The sequence below is a fragment of the Streptococcus sp. A23 genome (assembly GCF_043674155.1).
Taxonomy (GTDB): Bacteria; Bacillota; Bacilli; order Lactobacillales; family Streptococcaceae; genus Streptococcus; species Streptococcus suis_V.
In genome coordinates this window covers 36,518-53,872 of record NZ_JBIMJP010000011.1, presented here as the reverse complement: position 1 = coordinate 53,872, position 17,355 = coordinate 36,518, and the positions used below count along the sequence as shown (strand labels likewise).

The window sequence follows — 17,355 nt, the reverse complement described above, 5'->3', positions numbered from 1 at the left end:
ATGCTACTATCATCATGACCATTGACAAACGTAAAGTCGTCTATCAAATCTACCCCAAATCTTACAAGGACACGACCGGAAATGGTGTCGGGGATTTACGAGGAATTATTGAAAAACTTCCATATCTAAAAGAGCTAGGCATTGATATGATTTGGCTCAATCCCTTCTACCCAAGTCCGCAAAGGGACAACGGCTATGACATTTCCGATTACACAGCTGTCAATCCTGATTTTGGCACCATGGCTGACTTTGAAGAAATGGTGGCCGTTGGTAAAGAGCTGGGTATCGAATTCATGCTAGACATGGTCCTCAACCACTGCTCAACCGACCACGAATGGTTCCAAAAAGCCCTAGCTGGCGACAAATACTACCAAGATTTCTTTATCCTACGTGACCAGCCAACTGACTGGGTTTCCAAGTTTGGTGGCAATGCCTGGGCTCCCTTTGGAGAGACTGGGAAATATTATCTTCATCTCTTTGATGTGACCCAAGCAGACCTCAACTGGCGAAATCCTCATGTCCGCGAAGAACTGTTCAAGGTGGTCAACTTCTGGAAAGACAAGGGTGTTAAAGGCTTCCGCTTCGATGTCATTAACCTGATTGGTAAGGACGAAGTCCTCGAAGACTGCCCAATCAATGACGGTAAGCCTGCTTACACCGACCGCCCGATCACCCACGACTACCTCAAGATGATGAATAACGCCACTTTTGGAGCAGAAAAAGGCTTCATGACCGTTGGGGAAATGTCTGCCACCACCATTGAAAACTGCATTCTCTACACAGCTCCTGAACGGGAAGAATTGTCCATGGCCTTCAACTTCCACCACTTGAAAGTGGATTACAAGGACGGGCAAAAATGGACCATTATGGACTTCGACTTTGAAGAACTCAAACGCCTCTTCCACACTTGGGGCGAGGAGATGTCAGTTGGAAATGGCTGGAATGCTCTATTTTACAACAACCACGACCAGCCTCGTGCCCTCAACCGCTTTGTTGATGTGGAGAATTTCCGAAACGAAGGAGCAACCATGCTGGCTGCCTCTATCCACCTATCACGTGGCACACCTTACATCTACATGGGCGAGGAAATCGGCATGATTGACCCTGACTACGATAGCATGGACGACTATGTCGATGTGGAGTCTATCAATGCCTATCAGATGCTCTTGGACCAAGGTCACACACCTGAGCAGGCCTTCAAGATTATCCAGGCCAAGTCCCGTGACAATTCCCGCACCCCGATGCAATGGGACGCTTCTGACAATGCAGGCTTCTCAACAGGCACCCCTTGGCTGAAGGCTGGCAAGTCCTACCAAACGATTAACGTTGAGCAGGAAAAAACTGGCCCAATCTTTACCTTCTACCAAGAACTCATTCGCCTGCGGAAAGAACTTCCTCTCATCTCAGAAGGGGACTATAAGGCAGCCTACAAGGATAGCCAGAAAATCTATGCCTTTGAACGCTTGCTAAGTGGCGAGAAACTATTGGTCCTCAACAATTTCTTTGCAGAAGAGGTTGAACTAGACCTAGCAGACGACTACGCCCACGGCCAAGTCCTCATTGACAACTACAGCGACACCAAACTCGGAAAAACCATTCGACTGAAACTTTATCAATCCCTTGCCATTTGGGCCGATTAAAGACCAAGACTCGGAAGTTTCTCCCGAGTTTTTTAGTGTTTCTTTGATTGTAATCGCCTTTTGATAAAAAAATAAAGGCTACCAAAAGCATAAATCACAAACAAGATTGTGCCAATCAGAAAGAGGATGTACAGAACATAGGGATGGTTGGACCATAAACGTCAGAACCAATACCACCAGCCAGCGCTGTCCCCAGGTCATCTTACGCTGAAGTAACCAATAGAGAAAATCCTCTCCTGCATTGGTCCGGGTTTCCAGATATTCCTTCCATAAGCCAGATACAAAATTTGGCACAACCAGCCCTCCTCTTATTTTTAAACAGTATATCCTATTTTTGCAATCAAAAACAGAAAAATCGAACCTGTTTCGATTCGATTTCCCGTATTTTTATGGATTGAAAGACACGTGGACGTGGTCATAGTGGTTTTCTGTTACACTTCCGCGGTCTGGCATTGGATTCCAGGTATAGGCTGGTCCGTAAATGCTTGGATATGGTGAGTAGAAACGTTGCTTCCAAATGATGTAGGAAATGTTGCGGGCACCCATATTGGCAATGGCATAGTCAGCAACCTGGTCACCGAGGGCTGAGCTCACTGGCACCATGAAATCAATAGCCAATCCTTTACCGTGGTCTTGGGGATCTCCAGGACGGTATCCTGAAAAAGAAGTAATACCGAAAGTATTTGCAACTTCTTCTTTAAATGCTGCAACCTGGGGCTGGAGGCCACTATTATCATAAACTACCGTAGCAACTGGTGCTGGTGTTTCAGCCACTGGAGTCTCTACCACCGGCTCTTCTGCTACAACAGACTCACTTGCTGGCTCCACTACTGGAGTTTCAGCTACTGGCTCTGCCACTGGTGCTTCAACTGGAGCAACCTGTTCTGCTGCTGGAGCTGCCACCGCTTCTGTTGTTTCGGGTATAGAAACTTGGGGCACTTCTACTGTAGCCACCTCGGCTGGAATATCGGCAGGGACTTCTGTTTCAGCTACTGGAGCAGTCGGTTCTGTCGCTGGAGCAGGGACTTCTACCTCGTCGAGATGAACAACTGTATCGTCGATGGTCGCCTGGTTTGTCTGCAAATCCACCGTCGCTTGAACAGGCTCTTGATTGGCTGTCTGGGCAGGTGCTTCAATTTCGATTTGGGTCACTTGGTTATTTTGGTCAACTGTCGTGGTCAATACCGTATCTGGGAAAATCAGGTTGACATCTGTAATTTGATTGACCTTGGCTAGGATTTCCATATCCAGATTCATGGCATCAGCAATGGCACTCAAGGTATCGCCATACTTGATGGTGTACGTGAGTTGGCCCCCTTGATTGACCAATTCAGCGCTAATCTCAGAGACATTGCGTGGTGTCCATTCCAAGGCGGAAATTGTCGGAGCTGCCAGGCCAGTTGCCAAGAGTGACAAGGCTACAGAGGATGCGTAGAACATTTTCTTATTCTCTTTCAGTACAGATCTTTTTCTCTTTCTTTTCATATAAACCGGTTTGTTTGTCTGTTTACGTTTCACAAAACATTCCTTCTTTCTTTTGAGATAGACCTATGATAGCGGAATTTTTTTTGCAAAACAAGCCTTTCCCAGGCTTTTAAACAAGCTGTAAACAAACCAAATTGATTGTCACTTAAGCATTATATTTGTCACAAGATTGTCATAGTGACCTGATATGTGGCTTCAAGACTGACTATCTCCTGCCATAAAGAAAAAAGGTTGGACTTCTCCAACCTCTCAAAACCTAGACTAACTACATCTCCTCCGGATACACCAAGCCCCACTCTTTTCGGAGTTGGGTCATGATCTCCATAACATCTTGGGTGTAGGCTAGGTGCATAGTATTTTCGATGCCCGCGACAGCTTTTTCCATATCCGCCACTTCATAAGAGAGGGCCTTGGCAGTCTCGCCCGCTTCGATTACCTCTTGACTACCGTCTTCAGTATAGGTAATAACCGCCTTCTGCCCGCGAGGGTATTCATAGAGTTCGATATAACCCTTATCATAAGCAATGGTCCCACGCTTAGGCTGTTTGGCATGGAGACTGAGGGCAATCGTAGCCATCTCACCCGCATCATTGGACAGGAGAATACCGACCTGTTCATCGACACCCGTTGGAGCCAATTTGACCTGCGAAGCGACTTGATTTGGTTTTTCAGTCATGAACCAGCGAACAAAGGACAGGGCATAGACACCGATGTCCAAAAGGGCACCTCCAGCTAAGTTCTTATTGAAAAAGCGGTTGGTCATGTCATATTCCTTGTAGCTGCCAAAGTTCATCTGAATCATCTTCAACTCTCCCAGCTTGCCACTTGCAGCCACTTCGCTCAACTGACGATAGATTGGCATGTGGAAAATGGTCATGGCTTCTGCCAAGATGACCTGGTTTTCCTCCGCCAGTTGAATGGCTTCTGCCAACTCATCCTTATTTAGCGTGATGGACTTTTCACAGAGAACATGCTTGCCCCCAGCCAAGGCCTTACGTAAGTAGTTAATATGGGTATTGTGCGGCGTTGAAATGTAGATAATATCCACTTCTGGATCCTCAAACACCTGATCAATGTCCTCATAGACCTTCTCAATGCTATATTTTTGCGCAAATTCTACACCCTTGTCATAGGTACGGTTGGCAACGGAGTAGATATTCCCTCCCATAGCCTGCAAGGCCTGAACCAATTCGTTGGCAATGACACCTGTTCCCAGAGTCGCCCACTTATATTGAACTTGATTTTCCATCTTAACCTCACTTTCCTATGCATAGTCAAGTTTCTTACTGTGCATACAGGTTCTAAAACTATTATAGTAGATTCTACTCTTTTCCGCACACTCCAAGTCGCATTTATGATACAATAAGAACATGACGACCGCTGTACTTAAAGTGACTGCCTCAGACAAGGCACAGATGCTCCACCACTACGCCCGCTACCAGCAGGCCAGTAAAAATCCTTACATCGAAGCATTTTTCAAACTTCCTGGCGCCAGCCTTTCCATCTACACTTCTGGAAAAGTCGTTTTCCAAGGGGAAATGGCAGAGCAGGAAGCCAGTCGTTGGGGCTATGAGCAGGCTCAGACTGATCAGACCATCTCCGGGCAGAACCTGCCCATGATTGGGACGGACGAGGTGGGTAACGGGTCTTATTTTGGCGGTCTGGCTGTCGTGGCTAGCTACGTCACACCTGATGACCATGCCTTTCTCAAGTTGCTGGGCGTTAATGACTCTAAAAAAATGACAGACCAAAAAATCTGCCAAATCGCCCCTCTCTTAAAAGAGAAAATCTCCCACCAAGCTCTGCTATTGTCCCCGAAAAAATACAACGAGGTCATCGAGCAAGGCTACAATGCCGTATCAGTCAAGGTAGCACTCCACAATCAGGCCATCTACCTGCTACTCCAAAAAGGGGTACAGCCGGAGAAAATCGTCATTGACGCTTTTACATCTAGCCAAAATTATCAGAAATATCTCAAAAAAGAGGCCAATCACTTTGCCAACCCTGTCACCTTGGAAGAAAAGGCTGAGGGCAAATACCTGGCCGTCGCGGTATCATCCATTATCGCACGCGCCATGTTCTTGGAAAATTTGGCTCAACTAGGGGACCAACTAGGCATGAATCTGCCATCCGGTGCCGGCAGCAAGTCCGACCAGGTCGCAGCCAATATTTTGCAGAGATACGGAATGGCGGGGCTCAGCCAGGCCGCCAAACTCCACTTTGCCAACACACAAAAAGCAGAAAAATTATTGAAATAAGAGGAAACCACATGCGTTCAACTAAAAAAAATTCCCTTGCTCGCTTCCTAGCTGAGTGGGGCATCTTCTCTCTGATTATTATCGGCTTCTTGCTCTCACGGCTCTTTATCTGGCAGCCTGTTTCTGTCGATGGACATTCTATGGATCCAACCCTTCATGACAAGGAGCGCTTGATCATGGCGCGCACGACGACCATTGACCGTTTTGACATTGTCGTGGCCAGCGAAGTGGACTCGCAAGGCAAGGAGAAGCTGATTGTCAAGCGGGTTATCGGTATGCCTGGTGACTCCATCCGCTTTGAGAATGACGTTCTCTATATCAATGAAGAGGTGGTGGATGAGCCTTATTTAGCAGAGTACCTGGCAGCCTTTAAGGAAGATAAACTCCAGTCCACCTACTCCTATAATAAGAGCTTCCAAAACCGTGCGGCAGCTGCTACTGCCTTCACACTGGATGCCAATGGCTACCCAAGCCTGTCTTATGTCGTACCCGAAGGACACTACTTCCTCATGGGAGACGACCGCCTGGTTTCTCTAGATAGCCGTAATGTTGGTCCATTCACCAAGGCCAATATCAAGGGAGAAGTCGTTTTCCGCATGTGGCCCCTCAACCGCATTGGTACCGTAAAATAAACTAATTAGGAGTGAGACAACTGTCCCACTCCATTTTGATAAGGAAAAATCATGCAAGAAGTATCTTTCACCGGAACTATCGACCGGATTATTTTTGAAAATCCCAGCAATTTTTATAAAATCCTGCTCTTGGAAATCGAGGAGACCAATGCGGATTATGACGACTACGAAATTATTGTGACCGGCACCATCGCAGACGTTATTGAAGGCGAAGATTACCGCTTTTACGGCAACTTGGTTACCCATCCCAAATACGGTCAGCAGCTGCAAATCTCCCGCTACGAACGCAGTAAACCAACTGCCTCTGGACTGGTCAAGTATTTTTCCAGCGACCATTTCAAGGGCATCGGCCGCAAGACAGCTGAGAAAATTGTCCAGCTCTACGGCGAGGATACCATTGATAGAATCCTAGCCGAACCTGAAAAATTGACCCAGATTACAGGATTGTCCAGCAAAAATCGGCAGGCTTTTGTGGAAAAACTCCGCCTCAACTACGGCACAGAGATGATTTTGTCCAAACTAGCCGAATACGGCATTCCCAACAAACTCGCCTTTCAAATCCAAGACCAGTACAAGGAGAAAACTCTGCAAATCATCGAGGAAAATCCCTACCAGCTGGTCGAAGATGTCCAAGGAATGGGCTTTACCATTGCCGATAAAATCGCTGAAAATCTGGGCATCGAGAGCGACTCACCGCAGCGTTTCCGAGCCGGCATGCTCTATTGTCTGCTCCAGCGCTCTATGGAGACGGGCGACACTTATGTCGAGGCGCGTGATTTGCTAGAGGCCAGCATTGACGTGCTGGAAAAATCCCGCCATGTCGAGTTGGACCCGGCTGCCGTAGCGCAGGAATTGACCGGTCTCATCAATGACGGCAAGGTCCAGCAGGCAGGCACCAAAATTTTTGACAACAGTCTCTACTTTGCTGAGGAAGGTATTCACAAGAACCTCAGCCGCCTCATGGGCAAAAATGGTTTCAAGCCCTTCCCACTCAAGGACGTCGAGACTGCCATTGCAGAGCTGGAAAGCATGTCATCACTGACCTACGATGCTATTCAGAAAGAGGCTATTGTCCGAGCTATTACCAATCCGCTCTTTATCCTAACTGGCGGACCCGGCACAGGCAAGACCACAGTCATCAACGGTATCATCGCGGTCTACGCTATCTTGCACAAGATTGATTTGACGAAAAGCCGTGACGAATGTCCTGTCCTCTTAGCTGCTCCAACCGGCCGAGCCGCCCGTCGGATGAATGAATTGACCGGCCTGCCAGCTGCGACCATCCACCGCCATCTGGGCTTGGTTGAAGGTCAAGAAGAATCCTACCGCGATGATTATCTGGATGCGGAATTTATCATCGTCGATGAATTTTCTATGGTCGATACTTGGTTGGCCAACCAGCTCTTCCAGAATATTTCCTCTCAGACGCAGGTCCTCATTGTCGGAGATGCGGAGCAATTGCCATCGGTCAGCCCCGGTCAGGTCCTGGCCGACCTGCTCAAGATTAAAAAATTACCCAGCCTAACGCTGGAGAAAATCTACCGCCAGTCCGACGACTCGACCATTGTCACTCTTGCCAGTCAAATTCGGCAAGGCAGCCTTCCAGCTGATTTCCGTGAGAAAAAGGCAGACCGGTCTTATTTCGAGGCGCAAAACGAACAAATCCCTGCCCTGATTGAACGCATTGTCGGCGCAGCTATCAAGTCCGGTATCCCCGCAAACGAAGTCCAAATCCTCGCTCCCATGTACCGAGGAGCAGCAGGTATTGACCAGCTCAATATCATAACCCAAAACCTGCTCAACCCAAAAAGCGAGGGGCAATTGGAATTTGCTCATAACGATCAGATTTTCCGCCAGGGCGACCGGGTCATCCACTTGGTCAACGACGCTGAAAGCAATGTCTTTAATGGCGACTTGGGCTACATCACCGACCTCCTGCCTGCCAAGTATACCGACAGCAAGCAGGACGAGATTTCCATCAATTTTGACGGTAGCGAAGTGACCTACCCCCGCAATGAGTGGTACAAAATCACTCTGGCCTATGCCATGTCCATCCACAAATCTCAGGGGAGCGAGTTTCAGGTGGTCATTCTGCCCATCACCCGTACCAGCCACCGCATGCTCCAGCGCAATCTGGTCTACACGGCCATCACCCGCTCTAAGAGCAAGCTCATCCTGCTGGGAGAAATCTCCGCCTTTGACTACGCGGTCAAGAATGCCGGTACCCTGCGCAAAACCTATCTGGTTCCCCGTTTCCAAGGGGATCTTGAAGAAAAGGCAGAGCGGCCAGAGCAGATTTCACCAAATCTGCCTACAAAATCTGACCAGTCTATCTCGTCTGAACAGCCCGCACCAACCAAAGTGCCTGTGGAAAAAAATGTATCTGCACCCAGTCAACTTTCCCTACTGTACCAAGAACCTGTGGAAAACACCCCCATCCAGCCCACTAGCTACATTCTGAACGAAAAAAATATCCTCACCATTGACCCCATGATTGGCCTGACCGATGAAGATATTGCTCTATTTTTCAAATAAACCGCCTTTTGTTACAGAAATATTACAAATGTTACAAAATTGTGTTGACACTATCCTTCTGTTTTGCTATACTAAAATCAAACAGGAGGATTTTTATATGAAAAAGAAAATAACAAACGGTATTCTACTCTTATCTGCAGCTATTTTATTAACAGCCTGTGGAAAAGAAACTACCCCAGCTACATCCACTAAGACCAGTGAGAAAACAGAACAAACCAGCTCTAGTAAAAAAGCTACAGACAATTCTACTAAGAAAGAAACTGATACAAGCTCTAGCCAAGCAACCGAATCTAGTACTGCAACAACTACTTCGTCTCAAGCAGAAAGTAGCTCATCTTCAAGCCAGACCAAGCAAGAAGAAACTGCTAGCCAGCCTAGCTCAACAACTATGACAGGAGACCAGCTATTGGCCTTGCCATCAGTAGCTCTTCCGACAGAACTTGTCGGTACTTGGACAGGCACTAGTCCACAAGCACGTATGGTCGAGGTAACCGTCGCAGCTGATGGGACTTTCACTGTTACTCAGGACTTCCGTCAAAGCGAAGATGAGGAAGTAACCGACTGGAATGTCCAACACCGGACTGCTGTCATTACAGACTTGATTTCACCCAAACCAAACCATTACCTAGTTCGCAAGTCAACAGGAGACGGAGTAGCTCTACTTCCTGGTGTAACAGGCATTGGTGGTGCTGGATTTCAACTCTTGCCAGGCTTCATTCTAGAAAATGGACAATACAAGGTCATTATGGAAGGTGTTTCAACCAACCCAGCATTTCCAACAACTATTGATTTAACTGCACCTGCTCAAATAATGGCAACCCTGAATAAGGAACAATAAGTCCTACCAACTAAGCTCGACTAGACCTGTCGGGCTTTTTCATTTTTTTCGATGACCAATCTGAGTACAAAAAAACTAGGCCTAAACCTAGTTTCCATTGCTTGTTTCTTCTGAAGATGCTGTCACCTCTTGTGAAGGAAGTTCCTTAGCAGGATTCATATTGACTCTGTGCCACTCATTGATGACGTAGGCGAGGGCGACCACTTGATTGTAACCCATAGGATCGATTTCGGTATCGTCCTCAGATGCGCCACCAAAATGAGCTGTATAAATGGCAATGCTGTAAGGTGTTGCCTCCATGACAATGGCATCCAGATTGAGGGCTTCACGGACATAGCCGGGTTTTTGGTAGATGGTCACCCCGTGAACATACTCTTCAAACCAAGTTCCCGGAAAGGCATCATCTAGGTACTTCATCAGGTCTGCGTATTTGTCCTGACGCTGATAAAGGTAATCCAAGACCTGCGAATAGTAGCTCGTTGTCGTCTGATTACCATTAGCAGAAATAGTTGGCACGTCAGGATTTTTCGATTTACCATAGCGGCCAAACATGGTGTAGGCCTTGTCCATACCACCGATGCGCTCCGCCAAGGCATAGGCTGGAGTATTTTCAGACACTACAATGGAGCCGTATTGCATATCTGCGATTGTCATCATCCCATTATAATTGGCAACATAGGCGTCATGCTCAGGCTTGTATTCATAAGTTGTGCCAGTAATATCGTAAGCCTCTGTCGCTGAAACTTCACCTTTTTCCACCGCATCTACCACCAACATATTGAGGGGTAACTTATAGGTGGAGCCAGCTGTCATAGGCTGGGTATCGTTCATGGAGAAGACTTCATTGGTTTTGAGATTCTTATAGGTAAAGGCCACCTGTGATGGGTCCAATCCCTGCTCCAAGAGATAGGCCTTGACCGTATCTTCTAAACTCAGATTAGGATAATCATAATAGAGATAGAGACTGTTCATGTAAGCCAAATCTTCCTGCATGACCAAGTCTTTGGCCTCCTGAGACTTATGGACAGGCTTGACCACTTCTTTTTTGGTTTCTGTTTCCTTCGATCCACTCGTCGCTGCTTGGTTGGAAGAATCGGCTTTGCCTATCCCTTTCTTGGTCGAATCCAGATTGAAAAGGGCAACCATACCAAGCGTAAGGAGGACTAGTAAACCTAGAGCGATAGGAATATAGTCTGTCCAAACCTGCTTTTTACCATGCCGCGACCCACGTTTTTTTCTTCTTTTTGGCAATTTCCAAAATGAAAGAAATTTATCCACAGTCGGTTTGACAACTCCCTTAATCCTGTCTGTGTTTGGAAGAAGACGCTTTTCTGCAAGTCTTCCTGGTACAATCTGCTTCTCTCTAGACTGATCTAGCGCAATCGTTCTTGGAAAACGCTGATGAATCTGACCACGATTTCTCTTAGATGGAACTCTTCGGGGATATTTTCGCTTGGCAGACTTGGTCCAAACCTGTCGCCGAGATTTTCTTTGCTCATTCTCTCTTGTCATAACTCTACTAGTATAGCTGATTTACTTGGTCAAAACAAGCATTTATCATTAGAAAAGAGCTGATATAAGAAATTTTAGAATATCAGGCAAGCAAAAAAAGGCGATAGGCAGTCATCCACCAATGGAAAACTACCTTATCCGCCTTTTTATAAACAGATTCTATCTCTTCACCAAGGTCTTACGAATATCGAGGGCAACTGCCACCACGATAACGATACCTTGGATGACGTTGGTCATATCTGGTGTGACACCCAGGTAGGTCAAGCAGACCTTAAGGAGCTCAAAGACGAATACCCCTAAGAGAATGCCCGGAACGGTACCCTGACCACCGGCCGTTGAAACGCCACCGATTGTCGCTGAGGCAATGGCATCCAGCTCGTAACCCATACCTGCACCCGCACCAGCAGAACCTGTCTTGGCTGACAGAAGGAAACCTGCCAATCCGTAGAGCAGACCTGCTAGAAGGAAGATCTTGATTTTGGACATGCGGACATTGACACCAGACACCTCAGCCGCATTTTCATTACCCCCGATAGCGTACATGTACTTACCATAGCGAGTCTTATTGTAGAGCACCCACATAGCCAGGCCGACCAGACCTGCGATAATGGTAATGTAAGGGATAAAGCCGAAGAGCTTGCCTTGCCCAATCGCTACAAACTCATCCTTAAAGGTACCAATCGGCTTAGACTGGGAATAAATCAAGACAAAACCATAGGTCATGATTTGGGTACCCAGTGTTGCCAAAAATGGCGGCACACTGAGGAAGGAAATAATGGCACCATTGAGCAGACCGAGGATGGCACCCACCGCTAAAGCTGCCAAGAGAGGGACAAAAATCGGTAAATCCGGCAGATTTGGGAAGAATTTCTGAGCAAAATCAGGACGCTGCACCAGAGTTGCTGTGATGATAGCTGTCAGGCCGACGATACGACCAGCTGACAGGTCAGTACCACGGATAATCAAACAGCCCGACACACCCAGGGCAATGATAAAACGAACAGAGGTATTGGCCATGATGTTGGCCGCGTTCCCCAGGGTAAAGAAGTTGTTTTGGGTCAATCCTGTATAGAGAATCATAGCCGCTACCACGATGTACATGGAGTTCTTGGTTAGAAATTCTCCTAGGTTAAAGGATTGAGTGGCTTTTGTTTCTAATTTAGGCATTGTCATCTCCTCCTTGATTGCCAGTCATAAATTTAGTTGCCAGTTGCATCACAGCCTCCTGGGTTGCCTCTTCCTTATCCAAGAAACCAGAAATCCGTCCTTCACACATGACCATGATGCGGTCAGACACGCCCAGAAGTTCAGACATTTCAGACGTAATCATGATAATGGACTTACCTTCGGCAGCCAGATTGTTGATGATTTGGTAGATTTCGTACTTGGCACCAACGTCGATACCACGGGTCGGTTCGTCCAGGATGAGAATATCTGGGTCATTGGCCAACCAGCGAGCCAGGATAACTTTTTGTTGGTTACCACCTGACAGGCTTTCGATGTGGGTCTTGGTCGACGGTGTCTTGACGCGCAGACGATCAACATTGTGATCAACAACATTCTTAATCTTTTTGTCATCTAAGAGACCGAAGGCACCCAGGTATTGGTTGAGAGAAGCTACAGCGGCATTATCAGAGACCGATAGAACGCCGAAGATACCGTTGAAACGCCGGTCTTCTGTCACCAGGGCAATCTTATTGGCAATGGCTGTGGCTGGATTTTTAATCTTGACTTCCTTGCCCTTGATGTAAATCTTACCTTGTTTGAGGGCCCGAATACCGTAAAGGGCCTCCATAAGCTCGGTCCGTTGGGCACCAACCAGACCACCGATTCCAAGCACTTCACCTTTTTTGAGGTCAAAGCTGGCTTGCTTGAAGGATAGAGGATTTGGCGAGGTCATCTCTTCTAAATGAAGAACGACTTCCTCCTCAACCTTGTTGGTCTTAGGTGGAAAGAGGCTGGTCAATTCCCGACCAACCATGGCCTGGATAATCTTAGCCGTCGTCATCTCAGCAGCTGGCCAGGTACCAACGTACTGACCATCCCGCATGACTGTGATGTCATCTGAAATCCGCAAAATCTCATCCATCTTGTGGGAAATGTAGATGATTCCAATGTTTTTGGCCTTAAGCTGAGCAATAATTTCAAAAAGTTTCTCCACTTCTGAGCTAGTCAGAGAGGAAGTCGGCTCGTCCATAATGACAACCTTGGCATTATGCGAAATGGCCTTGGCAATCTCCACCGATTGCATCTGTGATACGGTCAAGGCATTAAGCAAGGTTTTGGGATCCATGTAGAGACCGACCTCTTCCAGCAAAGCCCTTGTATCCTGGTTCATCTTGGTATGGTCAACCAGATTGAACTTGCCCAGAGGGTAATTGCCTAAAAAGACATTTTCAGCGATGGTCATCATGCGGATGGGCTGCAATTCCTGGTGGATCATGGACACACCTGCATCAATGGCCTCTTTGGAATCCTTGAAATCCACTTCCTTGCCATCAAAGATGATAGTGCCACCATCTCGATGGTAAATTCCAAACAAGCATTTCATGAGGGTGGATTTACCTGCACCATTTTCACCCATCAGGGCATGAACGGTTCCCGGACGGAGCTTGAAGGTCACATCGTCCAAGGCCTTAACACCCGGAAATGTCTTGGTAATATGTTTCATTTCTAAAATATATTCACTCATTCTCCTAGGTCTCCTTTTCAAAAAATAAGAACCTGCATTCACAAGTAAGGCACATTTAGATAAGAGATAGCTTTTTGCTAATCAAGGCCGTTTTTCACTGGAATACTGGCTGTATTCCAGTGAAAAACGAACGATGAGTGGCAGAAAATTGGCCTTAGCTAAAAGTGCCGGGTTGCGAATACAGGTTCTAAGTTCTCTCTATACTAATCAGGACCATTGTTACTGGATATCATAGAATAGTGAGAACGCACTGTCGTTTACCAAAATTGATTACACTAGTTAGTTTGCTTATTTATCGGCATCACGTTTTGCATAACGCTCTTTGATTTCGTCGATGGTTTCTTTTCTAGCTTCTGCTTCTTTGAGTTCAGCATCTTCTGCTTTTGTAACTTTCACATAGTTAACCCAGTAGTAAGGTGAAACGTCTTTACCACTCATCAACTCAACTGCGATATTTGCTGCGGTGTGAGATTGGTTGAAGTGGTCGTTCAATACTGTACCTGTCAACTCGCCTTTACCAAGAAGTTCCATAGCATCTGGAATAGCATCTACACCGACTACTAGGATATCTTTACCAACTGTACGGCCAGCAGCCTTGATAGCCGTTACCGCACCGACAGCCATACCGTCATTGTTAGCAAATACAACTTCCAATTTGTCGCCGAATTGTTCCAAAGCAGCTGCAGTCACTTCTTGACCTTTAGCAGTATCCCAGTTTGCAAGATATGGTTCAGCCAAGGCTTCGCGTTTGATACCTGCGTCGTCAAGAGCTTTGACAGAGTAAGTAGTACGTTGTTGGGCATCTACGTTAGCTGGGTCACCGAAGAGAGTAATATAGGTCACAGTACCGTCACCGTTGATATCCCCTTTAGAATCAGTTGCTGCGATGATTTCACCTTGATAAGTACCTGATTGAGTTGCATCAGCACCGACATAGGCAGTCTTACCAGGCCAGATTTCCAACTCAGCTACTTCAGGCTCACGGTTGATGAAGACAACAGGGATATTTGTAGCTTTTGCTGAGTTAATGATGGTACCTGCCGCTGTTGGGTCAACCAAGTTTGCAAGGATAATATCTTTACCTTGAGCGATAAAGTTATTGATTTGCTCTGTCTGGGTAGCCTGGTCTTGCTTACCATCCTGGATATCCAAGTTGTAGGTATTACCAGTTTCTTCGCCTAATTTTTTGAAATATGCGTCCAATTCTTCACGATAGAGTGTCATGAAGTTATCGTTAAATTGATAGATAGCAACGCCGACTTCAAAGGTTTCTCCAGTTCCACCTGAACCTCCGTCAGAATCTGAACCCGAATTTTGAGCTGCCTGGCCACAAGCAACCAAAACCAAACCTACAAAAGCAATTGCTAAAAATTTCAATACTTTTTTCATTCCCTATTCCTTTCTATTTATGAGAAGCATAAACCTGTATTGCAAGCAATTTTTGTAAACGTTTTCTTGTATATCAATATAGTAAACTTATTGGCTTTTTTGTCAATAGTTTTTTACCATTATCGATATATTTATTTTTTCTGAAAATTTTTAACATAAAGCAAAGCATCCCCGTTTCCGAGGATGCGATAAGGAATGACTAGACTAATTCTTCAAATTGAACTTCTGCTAAGATTTCTGCGAATTGCTCTGGCGCAACTTCTGGGAAATAATTGAGGCAGTTGGCAGTTGCATAGGCAGCAGCCTCCTTGAGGAAGATTTCTGGCTCTTGGTTTTGGCTGATCCCCTTGACAAGGAGACCCAGATAGAAATCTCCAGCTGCAATTGGATTTTTAGCCTCTTTCTTAGGGGATTGGATACGGAAAAAGCGTTGACCGATTTTGGCCAGACTTCCCTTGCTGCCCAGGGTCACGATAAGATTTTCGTGAGGAGTCACTTCTTTGAGGATACGCAGTACATCTTCTGGGTCATGTTCATCCAACTCTGGATAGATGTCCTTGAGCTCCTCATTGTTAATTTTAATCAGGGCTGGACGAGCTTCGTAAGCGGCACGAAGGGCTGCACTACTGGTATCCACAATGGTGCGGACCGCAGGGAATTTTTCAATAAACCGCTGGATATAATCATCCGGCATCCCCTTCATCAGACTGCCTGAAAAGACCAAGGTATCACCTGGTTGCAGGCTTTCCTCGATTTGCTTAGTAAATTGATCCAGAAGTTCTACAGTCAATTCCAGGCCTTTTTCATAAAAGAGAACCACATCCCCTGTCGATGTTTCAACGTAGATATTGCAGGTGCGGGTGTTTTGCCCAGACTGAACCACCTTGAGGGCATTGCCCTTGTCAGCATTGAGCTCCTCGATGTAGCGACCAATCGCTCCACCTAAAATAGTATGGATAACATAGTCCGTCTGGCCGTTTTCCTTGAGGGCATAGGCCACATTGAAACTCTTGCCACCTGGATAATCCCGGACTTCAAAGGGACGTAGGGGAATATTTTTCTCAATAGCCTCAACCAAGAGGGTTCGGTCAAGAGCAGGGTTGGGACAGACAAGATGAATCATAGCAATCTCCTTTTTTGATGTGATGTTCTATGATTATTATAACAAATATGTTGATATATGGTTGAAAAAATTATAAAAAGAAACCAGAAATTTTCTGATTTCCCTATTTGAAATTGGTAACGGTCACACCCAGCAAACGAATGCCCTTTTCTGGCTGGCCGACTTCTTCAAAGATTTGTCGGACTTCCTTCTCAATCCTATCGGCCTGGTCAGTCGCCTCCGAAAAACTATGGCGCTTGGTCAGGGTCGAAAAATCTCCGTAGCGGATTTTGAGGACAATGGTCCGTCCTTTTTTCTGGTGCTTGGTCAGACTAACCGCCACCTTCTGACAGAGCTTACCCAACTCTTGCAGAGCATCCTCTTCACGATAGAGCAACTTGCGGTAGGTCCGCTCCTTACCGATAGACTTGCGGATGCGATTGGTTTTTACGGGTGAATTGGAAATACCCCTGGCCTTGCGGTAGAGATCAAAGCCGAAGCGACCGAAAGTGTCAATCAAAGTCATCTCCGATACATCTAACAAATCTGCCCCAGTATAGACTCCCATCTGATGCAGTTTTTCGACGGTCTTCTTACCAACTCCGTGAAATTTCTCGACAGGGAGACTGGCCAAAACCGGCACCGCATCCTCCGGCTTAATCAGGGTCAATCCATGCGGCTTTTCCATGTCCGAGGCGATTTTAGCCAGAAATTTATTGTAGGAGACGCCAGCTGATGCCGTCAGGTGTAGCTCCTTCCAGATATCGTACTGGATGAGTTTGGCAATCTTGACAGCCGAAGTGATGCCCAGCTTATTTTCCGTCACATCCAGATAGGCCTCATCGATGGACATGGGCTCGACTAAATCCGTATAGCGGTGGAAAATTTCGCGGACCTGGAGACCAATTTCCTGGTATTTATCATAGTTCCCTGAAATGAAAACCGCCTGGGGACAGCGTTCATAAGCTTCTTTGGAGGACATAGCCGAATGAATTCCAAAGGCACGCGCCTCATAACTACAGGTGGACACCACCCCCCGACCACCAGACAGTCTCGGATCCGCCCCAATGATAACCGGCTTGCCCTTGAGACTGGGATTGTCCCGCACCTCAATAGCAGCGAAAAAAGCATCCATGTCAATGTGAATAATCTTGCGGGATAGGTCATTGATGAGCGGAAAAACTAACATGATGCTCCTTTCTGGTGAAATCTATTTTCAACCATTATACCCCTTTCCGCACAATATTTCATCACAATCGATTTTTTCACAAA

Annotated in this window: 14 protein-coding genes; 5 read left to right on the top strand and 9 right to left on the bottom strand. The window is 46.5% G+C overall.

Annotated features, from left to right (window positions below):
• The first annotated feature begins 14 nt into the window (after nt 1–14).
• A complete protein-coding gene (gene treC / locus ACHBIE_RS07320) occupies nt 15–1,640 on the top strand; it encodes an alpha,alpha-phosphotrehalase (protein ID WP_394733060.1) in 1,626 nt (541 codons plus the stop codon).
• A gap of 78 nt (nt 1,641–1,718) precedes the next feature.
• Here treC and ACHBIE_RS07315 read toward each other — a convergent pair whose 3' ends face one another.
• The 3 genes from ACHBIE_RS07315 to ACHBIE_RS07305 all read right to left on the bottom strand — a co-directional run bounded on the left by ACHBIE_RS07315 (nt 1,719) and on the right by ACHBIE_RS07305 (nt 4,374).
• The gene (locus tag ACHBIE_RS07315) at nt 1,719–1,934 is read right to left on the bottom strand and encodes a hypothetical protein (RefSeq protein WP_238140694.1); all 216 of its coding nucleotides are present in this window, start codon (nt 1,932–1,934) and stop codon (nt 1,719–1,721) included.
• A 93-nt stretch (nt 1,935–2,027) separates the two neighbouring features.
• A complete protein-coding gene (locus ACHBIE_RS07310; protein ID WP_105122371.1) occupies nt 2,028–3,158 on the bottom strand; it encodes a LysM domain-containing protein in 1,131 nt (376 codons plus the stop codon).
• 232 nt (nt 3,159–3,390) lie between these two features.
• A complete protein-coding gene (locus tag ACHBIE_RS07305; RefSeq protein WP_105122370.1) occupies nt 3,391–4,374 on the bottom strand; it encodes a Gfo/Idh/MocA family protein in 984 nt (327 codons plus the stop codon).
• Between the two features lie 121 nt (nt 4,375–4,495).
• Here ACHBIE_RS07305 and rnhC point away from each other — a divergent pair, with 121 nt between their 5' ends.
• The 4 genes from rnhC to ACHBIE_RS07285 all read left to right on the top strand — a co-directional run bounded on the left by rnhC (nt 4,496) and on the right by ACHBIE_RS07285 (nt 9,388).
• A complete protein-coding gene (rnhC, locus tag ACHBIE_RS07300) occupies nt 4,496–5,383 on the top strand; it encodes a ribonuclease HIII (protein ID WP_394733059.1) in 888 nt (295 codons plus the stop codon).
• 11 nt (nt 5,384–5,394) lie between these two features.
• On the top strand, nt 5,395–6,015 hold the full coding sequence (gene lepB / locus ACHBIE_RS07295) for a signal peptidase I (protein ID WP_105111737.1): 621 nt from the start codon (nt 5,395–5,397) through the stop codon (nt 6,013–6,015).
• Between the two features lie 51 nt (nt 6,016–6,066).
• Entirely contained in the window at nt 6,067–8,550 is a 2,484-nt protein-coding gene (locus ACHBIE_RS07290) for an ATP-dependent RecD-like DNA helicase (protein WP_394733058.1), read from the top strand.
• Between the two features lie 97 nt (nt 8,551–8,647).
• A complete protein-coding gene (locus ACHBIE_RS07285; RefSeq protein ID WP_394733057.1) occupies nt 8,648–9,388 on the top strand; it encodes a hypothetical protein in 741 nt (246 codons plus the stop codon).
• 87 nt (nt 9,389–9,475) lie between these two features.
• Here ACHBIE_RS07285 and ACHBIE_RS07280 read toward each other — a convergent pair whose 3' ends face one another.
• From ACHBIE_RS07280 to dinB, 6 genes are all read right to left on the bottom strand, one after another.
• Entirely contained in the window at nt 9,476–10,534 is a 1,059-nt protein-coding gene (locus ACHBIE_RS07280) for a serine hydrolase (RefSeq protein WP_394733071.1), read from the bottom strand.
• Between the two features lie 525 nt (nt 10,535–11,059).
• The gene (locus ACHBIE_RS07275) at nt 11,060–12,067 is read right to left on the bottom strand and encodes a beta-methylgalactoside transporter (protein WP_105110628.1); all 1,008 of its coding nucleotides are present in this window, start codon (nt 12,065–12,067) and stop codon (nt 11,060–11,062) included.
• Nucleotides 12,060–13,592 (bottom strand): ATP-binding cassette domain-containing protein, encoded by a 1,533-nt coding sequence (locus ACHBIE_RS07270; protein WP_172073616.1) that lies wholly within the window; start codon nt 13,590–13,592, stop codon nt 12,060–12,062. Before ACHBIE_RS07270 ends, ACHBIE_RS07275 begins: the two co-directional genes overlap by 8 nt.
• A gap of 288 nt (nt 13,593–13,880) precedes the next feature.
• The gene (locus ACHBIE_RS07265; protein WP_172022637.1) at nt 13,881–14,981 is read right to left on the bottom strand and encodes a substrate-binding domain-containing protein; all 1,101 of its coding nucleotides are present in this window, start codon (nt 14,979–14,981) and stop codon (nt 13,881–13,883) included.
• Nucleotides 14,982–15,180: 199 nt separating this feature from the next.
• The gene (locus tag ACHBIE_RS07260; protein ID WP_394733056.1) at nt 15,181–16,104 is read right to left on the bottom strand and encodes a 1-phosphofructokinase family hexose kinase; all 924 of its coding nucleotides are present in this window, start codon (nt 16,102–16,104) and stop codon (nt 15,181–15,183) included.
• 103 nt (nt 16,105–16,207) lie between these two features.
• On the bottom strand, nt 16,208–17,272 hold the full coding sequence (dinB, locus tag ACHBIE_RS07255; protein ID WP_105160114.1) for a DNA polymerase IV: 1,065 nt from the start codon (nt 17,270–17,272) through the stop codon (nt 16,208–16,210).
• Between the last annotated feature and the right edge of the window lie 83 nt (nt 17,273–17,355).

What these genes read in the sequence shown, in the direction of transcription:
- lepB (WP_105111737.1), top strand. Translation starts at nt 5,395, where the DNA reads ATGCGTTCAACTAAAAAAAATTCCCTTGCTCGCTTCCTAGCTGAGTGG.
- ACHBIE_RS07305 (WP_105122370.1), bottom strand. Translation starts at nt 4,374, where the DNA reads ATGGAAAATCAAGTTCAATATAAGTGGGCGACTCTGGGAACAGGTGTC.
- dinB (WP_105160114.1), bottom strand. Translation starts at nt 17,272, where the DNA reads ATGTTAGTTTTTCCGCTCATCAATGACCTATCCCGCAAGATTATTCAC.
- ACHBIE_RS07285 (WP_394733057.1), top strand. Translation starts at nt 8,648, where the DNA reads ATGAAAAAGAAAATAACAAACGGTATTCTACTCTTATCTGCAGCTATT.
- rnhC (WP_394733059.1), top strand. Translation starts at nt 4,496, where the DNA reads ATGACGACCGCTGTACTTAAAGTGACTGCCTCAGACAAGGCACAGATG.
- ACHBIE_RS07290 (WP_394733058.1), top strand. Translation starts at nt 6,067, where the DNA reads ATGCAAGAAGTATCTTTCACCGGAACTATCGACCGGATTATTTTTGAA.
- ACHBIE_RS07280 (WP_394733071.1), bottom strand. Translation starts at nt 10,534, where the DNA reads ATGGTTGCCCTTTTCAATCTGGATTCGACCAAGAAAGGGATAGGCAAA.
- treC (WP_394733060.1), top strand. Translation starts at nt 15, where the DNA reads ATGACCATTGACAAACGTAAAGTCGTCTATCAAATCTACCCCAAATCT.
- ACHBIE_RS07270 (WP_172073616.1), bottom strand. Translation starts at nt 13,592, where the DNA reads ATGAGTGAATATATTTTAGAAATGAAACATATTACCAAGACATTTCCG.
- ACHBIE_RS07260 (WP_394733056.1), bottom strand. Translation starts at nt 16,104, where the DNA reads ATGATTCATCTTGTCTGTCCCAACCCTGCTCTTGACCGAACCCTCTTG.
- ACHBIE_RS07275 (WP_105110628.1), bottom strand. Translation starts at nt 12,067, where the DNA reads ATGCCTAAATTAGAAACAAAAGCCACTCAATCCTTTAACCTAGGAGAA.
- ACHBIE_RS07265 (WP_172022637.1), bottom strand. Translation starts at nt 14,981, where the DNA reads ATGAAAAAAGTATTGAAATTTTTAGCAATTGCTTTTGTAGGTTTGGTT.